General features: G+C 64.1%; 2 protein-coding genes and 2 pseudogenes. All 4 read left to right on the top strand.

What is annotated here, in order from left to right; translation table 11 throughout:
- A pseudogene (locus MOV75_RS31925) lies at positions 1-484 on the top strand (tRNA dimethylallyltransferase); the annotation flags it as partial.
- Positions 485-813: 329 nt separating this feature from the next.
- The gene (locus tag MOV75_RS31920; protein ID WP_246925105.1) at positions 814-2589 is read left to right on the top strand and encodes an acetolactate synthase 3 large subunit; all 1776 of its coding nucleotides are present in this window, start codon (positions 814-816) and stop codon (positions 2587-2589) included.
- Between the two features lie 24 nt (positions 2590-2613).
- On the top strand, positions 2614-3156 hold the full coding sequence (ilvN, locus tag MOV75_RS31915; protein ID WP_246925109.1) for an acetolactate synthase small subunit: 543 nt from the start codon (positions 2614-2616) through the stop codon (positions 3154-3156).
- Between the two features lie 3 nt (positions 3157-3159).
- Positions 3160-3314 (top strand): annotated as a pseudogene (locus MOV75_RS31910) (SAM-dependent methyltransferase); the annotation flags it as partial.

Genomic DNA, 3314 nt, shown 5'->3' with positions numbered 1-3314 from the left:
CGCCGAGCGATTGAACCTGCGTGACCGGACCCGGATCGCGCGCGCTCTCGAAGTGGTCGAGGCGACCGGCCGTTCCCTGCTCGACTGGCATCGGGAGGGCCAGCCGCCGCTGCTGCCGAAGGACAGTTTTCGCGCGGTATTTCTCGCTCCCGACCGCGACGAGCTCTATGCACGGATCGACGCCCGTTTCGATGCCATGTTGGGAGCCGGCGCGTTGAGCGAGGTCGAGCGGCTCGCCGCCAGACACCTCGATCCGCTGCTGCCGGCGATGAAAGCCCACGGCGTGCCGGCCCTGATCCGGCACCTGCGCGGTGAGCTCAGCCTGGAGCAGGCCGCCATGATCGGGCGTGCCGACACCCGGCACTATGCCAAGCGGCAATTCACCTGGTTCCGGCATCAATTGCCGGAGTTCGAATGGGTAAAGCCGGAGGAGGCGAGGGCTTGGCTCGCCGCCATGCGGAGCGTCGTCAGCGATCCAGGCTGACGCCCTTTTCTACCCGGGTTCCACAATTTACCTCTCGCCGAACTCAGGGAACACCGCTACATTGCCAAAATCGCGTGGGATTGGCCGCATTGCCTTGACATCCAAGCTTTGGCCGCTATGTTTCGCGCAACCTTTGGGAAGCCGAGCGCCTGCAATGCGTAACATTATTACCAAACTCCTTATCGCCGTCGTACCCAGGCACACCGCCGGGGATGGCTAGCTGCCATCCACATGACAGGCGGTGTGCATGGGCCCTCTTCGGGGCCTTTTTTATTTCCCGAACCCGACACGACCAAAGCCGCTGACAACAGCGCATCCGGAGCAAGCCAATGAGCGACAAGAGCCACGATCCGAACCAGATGACCGGCGCCGCGATGATCGTTCGCGCGCTCATCGATCACGGCGTGACCGACATTTTCGGCTATCCCGGCGGCGCCGTGCTTCCGATCTATGACGAGATCTTCCAGCAGAGCGAGGTCCAGCACATCCTGGTTCGCCACGAGCAGGGCGCGGGCCACGCCGCCGAGGGTTATGCCCGCTCGACCGGCAAACCGGGCGTCGCGCTGGTGACCTCCGGACCCGGTGCCACCAACATGGTGACGCCGCTGACGGATGCGCTGATGGACTCGATCCCGCTGGTCTGCATCTCGGGCCAGGTGCCGACGCATCTGATCGGCAACGACGCGTTCCAGGAATGCGACACCGTCGGCATCACGCGCCCCTGCACCAAGCACAACTGGCTGGTGCGCGACGTCAACGATCTCGCAAAGGTTCTGCACGAAGCTTTCTATGTCGCGACCTCAGGCCGACCGGGCCCGGTGCTCGTCGACGTTCCCAAGGACGTGCAGTTCGCGACCGGTACCTATCATCCGCCGCGCAAATCCGACGTGCACCGCTCCTATGCGCCGCGCGTGAAGGGTGATGCGACGCAGATCCGCAAAGCCATCGCGCTGCTCGCCAATGCGAAGCGCCCGGTGATCTATAGCGGTGGCGGCGTCATCAATTCCGGCCCCGAGGCGACCAGGCTCTTGCGCGAGCTGGTCGAGGTCACCGGTTTCCCAATCACGTCCACGCTGATGGGCCTCGGCGCGTACCCTGCGTCGGGCAAGAACTGGCTCGGCATGCTGGGCATGCACGGCACTTACGAAGCCAACATGACGATGCATGATTGCGACGTCATGCTGTGCGTCGGCGCGCGCTTCGACGACCGCATCACCGGCCGCGTCGATGCGTTCTCGCCCGGCTCGAAGAAGATCCATATCGACATCGACCCGTCCTCGATCAACAAGAACATCCGGGTCGACGTTCCGATCATCGGCGATTGCGGCAACATCCTCGGCGACATCCTCCAGGTGTTCAAGGCGGAGGCGAAGAAGCCCGACATCAAGGCGTGGTGGCAGCAGATCGCGCAGTGGCGTGCCCGCAACTCGCTCTATTACCGGAAGAGCAACGATGTCATCCTGCCGCAGCACGCGATCCAGAGCCTGTTCGAGGCGACGCGCGGCAAGGATACCTACATCACCACCGAGGTCGGCCAGCACCAGATGTGGGCGGCGCAGTTCTTCGGCTTCGAGGAGCCGCATCGCTGGATGACGTCAGGCGGTCTCGGCACCATGGGCTACGGCCTGCCGGCCGCGGTGGGCGTGCAGGTGGCCCATCCCGACAGCCTCGTCATCGACATCGCGGGTGATGCCTCGGTGCAAATGACGATGCAGGAGATGTCGACGGCGGTGCAGTACGAGCTGCCGATCAAGATCTTCATCCTGAACAACCAATACATGGGCATGGTGCGGCAGTGGCAGCAGCTGCTGCACGGGAACCGCCTGTCGCATTCCTACTCGGAGGCGCTGCCGGATTTCGTCAAGCTCGCGGAAGCCTATGGCGGCGTCGGCATCCAGGTGCACAAGCCCGGCGATCTCGACGGCGCCATCCAGGAGATGATCTCGGTCAAGCGGCCCGTGCTGTTCGACTGCCGCGTCGCGGCGCTCGAAAACTGCTTCCCGATGATTCCGTCCGGCAAGGCGCACAACGAGATGCTGTTGCCGGAGCAGGCCAACGACGAGGCCACCGCCAAGGCGTTCGCCGGCGGCAAGGCGCTGGTGTGACGAGAGAGATTTGAGGGGACGACAATGAACCAGCCCGCATCCGCCTATTTCATCGAGGAGCGCCACGATCCGAACGAGACGCATACGCTCTCGGTGCTCGTGCAGAACGAGCCGGGCGTGCTCGCGCGCGTCATCGGCCTGTTCTCCGGCCGCGGCTACAACATCGAAAGCCTCACGGTCTCTGAGACCGAGAGCCAGAAACATCTGTCGCGCATCACCATCGTCACCACGGGCACGCCGATGGTGATCGAGCAGATCAAGCACCAGCTCGATCGCATGATCCCGGTCTACCGGGTCGTCGACATGACCCTGACCAGGCGCTCGATCGAGCGGGAGCTCGCGATGGTGAAGGTGCGCGGGCAGGGCGAGCATCGGGTCGAGGCGCTCAGGCTGGCGGATGCGTTCCGCGCCCGGGTGATCGACGCCACCACCGAGAGCTTTGTGTTCGAGATCACAGGCAATACCGACAAGATCAATCAATATATCGACCTGATGCGCCCGCTCGGCCTTGTCGAGGTGTCGCGCACCGGCGTTGCCGCGATCGGTCGCGGGCCTGAAGGGATGTAAACCATGCTGGCGCGCGACTGGTACTATAACGAGCGGAACCGGATGGGGATCGGGCCCGCGGTGGCGTCGATCTACGACAACCATGACGACGCCGACCTGCGGGCGCGCGCCGCGCTGAAAACGCTCGGGGTGCAGCGCGGCTGGCGCATCGCCGACAT

The organism is Bradyrhizobium sp. PRIMUS42, assembly GCF_023006515.1.
In the GTDB taxonomy this organism is placed as follows: Bacteria; Pseudomonadota; Alphaproteobacteria; order Rhizobiales; family Xanthobacteraceae; genus Bradyrhizobium.
The sequence above is the reverse complement of the archived record's forward strand: the minus strand, read 5'-3'. Positions and strand labels throughout refer to the sequence as shown.

Coding starts and splice junctions, on each gene's coding strand:
- ilvN (WP_246925109.1), top strand. CDS start 2,614: ATGAACCAGCCCGCATCCGCCTATTTCATCGAGGAGCGCCACGATCCG.
- MOV75_RS31920 (WP_246925105.1), top strand. CDS start 814: ATGAGCGACAAGAGCCACGATCCGAACCAGATGACCGGCGCCGCGATG.